We start from the raw sequence: 3,738 nt of genomic DNA on the forward strand, positions 1-3,738 counted from the left end.
CCGTGGCGAGCCTGCGCGACGAGTCGGGCCGCGTCACCATCGACGGCTTCCACGACGACGTGCGCGCGCCGTCGCAGGCGGACCTCGACGCGGTCGCGGGCATCCCCGACGAGTCGGACGCGCTGCGCGAGGCCTACGGCATCCGCTCCTTCCTGGGGGGCGCGTCGGGCGCGGAGTTCTACCGGCGGCTCGCGCTGGAGCCCGTCGTGAACGTCAACGGCTTCCACGGCGGCTACGAGGGCGCGGGCAGCAAGACCGTGCTGCCCGCCGACGGCTTCGTGAAGCTCGACTTCCGTCTCGTTCCGGACCAGGACCCCGCGCGGGTCGTGGCGCTCCTGCGCGCTCACCTCGACCGGCACGGTCTCGGGGACGTGGAGGTCGTGGAGCTCGAATCGCACGAGCACCCGGCGCGCAGCGACCTCGCGAGTCCCTTCGTGCGGCTCGCGGTGGACGCGGCGCGCGAGGTATACGGCATGGAGCCCGTCCTGCATCCCTCGTCGGGCGGGAGCGGCCCCATGCACCCCTTCAACGAGCACGTCGGCGTGCCCGTCGTGGCGGTCGGCATCGGCAACGTGGGCGGGCGCGTGCACGCCCCGAACGAGAACGTCCTCGTGCGGGACTTCGAGAACGGCATTCGCTTCGGGGTGGAGTTCATGACGAGGCTCGCGCGGGAGGAGTAGTCCCCACGGAGGTCAGGAGAGCGCCCCGGAGCACACGGCTCGCGGGGCGCTGCATCGACTTGTCTATGGCGAGTCCAGCAGCGAGAAGCTGCCGAACAGAGCCTGATGGTCCATCGGCCACGGGAGGGGGATGGGATCACCCGCGATCCCGACGACCGAACCGTTCACGGCCATCCAGTCGATGGTCCACCCGTAGATAGTGGTGGACTTGTGCGGCTGGGACACGACGGTCCAGTCACTCGGGAGAATGCCGGGCAGATGCCCGTTCATGTCGCCCACCAGCAGGGCGGGTACCGTTCCGAACTCCCGTCGCCAGGCCTCCAGGAGCGCGTGCGCGTCCTGAAGCTGACGCTCCCGGATGTTCTTGCGGGAACCGTTCGTGCGGCTCGTCGCGCTCGCGAGGTGAGCGTTCACGACGCTCACCTGTCTTCCCGATGGCGTCCTGAACAGCGCCATGACTCCGCCGGTGTCCACGGCGTTCGCCGTGAATGTGGTGGAGCGCAAGACCTGCCAGTTCTTCGGGTACGCCAGGCACTCGTACCCCGCGTAGGAGTCCGACAGGTAATCGTAGCCGAGTTCGCGGGCCAGCCTCTTCGTCCCCGCGCAGCCCGCGCCGTCCTCCTGAAGGGCGATCACGTGCGGGTTGCGCGCTTCAATGGCTTTGCGCAGGCTCCGGTACCCTCGCCCGTCGAACTTGTATTTGTTCTGACGGGAGGACGCGCGCCAGAACTCGACGTTGCCCACGTTGGCGCTGAACACCCTGACTTCCTCGCTCTTCCAGCGGGCGCCCCCGACGAGGGAGGGATTCGGTGCGGGAAGAGCGTTCGTGGCGTCCATTGCCGCGTTGGTGGCAAGTGCGAGCGAGGCAGAAAATACGGATTTCATATCAGATACTCAAAGACAACGCCTGATTCTCTCCTGAATTCCGCTCGTCGCGGGTGCGTGAGACGCAATATTCCTGGTCCGAACGTCCACGATGGCCCCTCGGTCTGGCCGTGCTCGTGTCCGACGCCGGAAGCGCCTCGGCACGAGGATGACACGACGCGGAATTTGCCCGGAGCATGGGCGCGCTCGTACGCCCTCACGTCATGACCTCGCGCCCTTCTGTGGAGGTGCTGCCTGAACTACCCTGATCGCATGGCCCCCGCGTCTGTTCGTGTCGCCCGACACTCGATCCGGGCGCAGTTCCCGCAACTCGCCGCCCTGCCGGTCGCGCCGCTCGGGGAGGGGCTGGACAGTGCGGCGTTCGCCGTCGGGGACGATCTGGTGTTCCGCTTCCCCGGCGACGAGGAGGCGGCGCGGGGTCTGCAACGGGAAGCCCGCCTGCTGGCGTGGCTCGCGGCGCGCCTTCCGCTCGACGTGCCCACGCCCCGGTACGTGGGGCGTCCCTCCGGAGTGTTCGCGCGCCCGTTCCTCGGCTCGACGAGGCTTTCGGGCGTGCCCGCGCTGAGGTGGGACGCGCCGCTCGACGTGTCGGCGGTAGGTGAGACGCTCGGCGCGTTCCTGCGGGTCCTGCACGGTCAGGACCAGGCGCGGGCCCACGCGCTCGGGCTGGAGGTGGAGGACGGCGACCTGTCCGAATGGACCGAAGAAGCGCTCTCGGACCTCGCCCTCGCCGTGGAGCGCGGGGACGTGCCGCGGGGTGACGCGACCTTCTGGCGAGGCGTCCTCGACGCGTCGCCCGCGCCGTTCGTCGGGCCGCCCGCCCTGCTGCATGGCGACCTCGCCGCCGAGCACGTCATGCTGGACGTGGCCGGGCGGATCACGGGCGTCATCGACTGGGCGGACACCGCCGTCGGGGACCCCGCGCGGGACCTCGCCGGGCTCGTCCACTGGGGCGGCGCGGCGCTGCTGGACGCGGCCCTCGGAGCGTACGGCGGGGTGGACGTCCGGACACGCGCACGCACGGCGTACCTCGCGCTCTGCCGCGCCCTCGCGGACCTCACCTTCGGGCACGAGCGGGACGGGGAGGCCTACGTCCGCGCGGGCCTCGCCGCGCTCGGGCACGTGCGCGAACTCGTCAGGGAAGGACCATGACCTGCGCGAGCACCGCCCACCAGCGCCCGCCCCGGCGCGTGAACACCCGCAGGTAGCGTTGCCGCCGCTCCCCCTCGTCCCCGGAGATGGTCAGCAGGCCGTGCACCGTCGCCGTGTCCCCGAAGACGCGCGTCACCTCGTCCGTGAAGGTCAGCGTGGCGGGCGGGTTCGTCACGGCCCGTTCGAGCATCTCCGCGCGCGGCACGACCGTCATGTCGGGCAGCACCCCCACCCAGTCGGGCGCGAACACGTCCTCCAGCGCGCCTGCGTCCCGCTCCCGGTACGCGCGGTTCCAGCGGGCGTTCACGTCCTCCACCGCCTTGAGCTCGTCCATGAGGGCAGTGTAGGCCCGGTGGGCTCCACGCGTCCCTCGACCCGTTCACGAGCAGGAAGCCAGCCCACGTCTCGTGGGCTGGCTTCCCGGTGCACCTCGGCTCACTCCGTGCTGACGCCGGGGTCCACCTGCTGCGCGACGGGCAGCACCATCCGGAAGTGCGAGGCGGGATCCACGAGGAGTTCCGCGATGCGCCGCGCCGCCGAGGGCTGCTCGCTCTTCACGAGCGCCTGATGGTAGTCCCCGAGAAGCTCGCGGACGTCCGTGACGCCCTGCGCGCTCAGCGGCAGCACCACCACGTTCGCGCCCTTGGCGAGGCGCCGCCTGAGGGCCGCGTCGTCGAGGCCGAGTTCGGGCGCGTGACGCAGGTACACCACGCCGCCCGACATGCCCGAGCAGATCCACGGGCCCGCGTCGCCCACGACGATGGCGCGCCCGCCCGTCATGTACTCGAAGGCGTAGCCCTTGGCGTTGGCGCGCGTGGCGAGCATGCCGAGGTCGTCCTCGACGCGTCCGCGCAGCTCCCCGCCGAGCACGACGTCCGCGCCGGAGAGCCGGACGCAGAAGCGGCTGTCGGCGTTGCCCTGCACGAGGAAGCGCCCGCCGATCGCGCCGTACGCGAAGCTCTTGCCGACGCTGCCGTCCACGCGTTCGCCCTGATGGTTGCGGCCCTTGAGGACCGTGATG

5 protein-coding genes are annotated in these 3,738 nt (G+C 70.9%); 2 read left to right on the forward strand and 3 right to left on the reverse strand.

Features of this window, described 5'->3' with window-relative positions; genetic code table 11:
- A partial coding sequence (locus DEIPI_RS27590) for a M20/M25/M40 family metallo-hydrolase (RefSeq protein WP_045233412.1) occupies window positions 1–680 on the forward strand: 680 nt, incomplete at its 5' end.
- A 63-nt stretch (window positions 681–743) separates the two neighbouring features.
- Here the strand turns inward: DEIPI_RS27590 and DEIPI_RS0101455 are convergent.
- Window positions 744–1,517 (reverse strand): endonuclease/exonuclease/phosphatase family protein, encoded by a 774-nt coding sequence (locus DEIPI_RS0101455; RefSeq protein ID WP_157463393.1) that lies wholly within the window; start codon window positions 1,515–1,517, stop codon window positions 744–746.
- 300 nt (window positions 1,518–1,817) lie between these two features.
- Here DEIPI_RS0101455 and DEIPI_RS27595 point away from each other — a divergent pair, with 300 nt between their 5' ends.
- Window positions 1,818–2,717, forward strand: a complete 900-nt coding sequence (locus DEIPI_RS27595) for a phosphotransferase (RefSeq protein WP_045233413.1) — start codon at window positions 1,818–1,820, stop codon at window positions 2,715–2,717.
- Here DEIPI_RS27595 and DEIPI_RS0101465 read toward each other — a convergent pair.
- Entirely contained in the window at window positions 2,701–3,051 is a 351-nt protein-coding gene (locus DEIPI_RS0101465; protein ID WP_027480618.1) for a nuclear transport factor 2 family protein, read from the reverse strand. The genes DEIPI_RS27595 and DEIPI_RS0101465 overlap by 17 nt on opposite strands.
- Window positions 3,052–3,152: 101 nt before the next feature.
- On the reverse strand, window positions 3,153–3,738 hold a 586-nt coding region (locus DEIPI_RS41130; RefSeq protein WP_045233414.1), incomplete at its 5' end, for a GltB/FmdC/FwdC-like GXGXG domain-containing protein.

Source organism: Deinococcus pimensis DSM 21231 (genome assembly GCF_000519345.1).
Lineage (GTDB): Bacteria > Deinococcota > Deinococci > Deinococcales > Deinococcaceae > Deinococcus_A > Deinococcus_A pimensis.

Bases quoted from the DNA above. Each gene is read 5' to 3' on its own strand.
- DEIPI_RS0101465 (WP_027480618.1), bottom strand. From the start codon at position 3,051: ATGGACGAGCTCAAGGCGGTGGAGGACGTGAACGCCCGCTGGAACCGC.
- DEIPI_RS0101455 (WP_157463393.1), bottom strand. From the start codon at position 1,517: ATGGACGCCACGAACGCTCTTCCCGCACCGAATCCCTCCCTCGTCGGG.
- DEIPI_RS27595 (WP_045233413.1), top strand. From the start codon at position 1,818: ATGGCCCCCGCGTCTGTTCGTGTCGCCCGACACTCGATCCGGGCGCAG.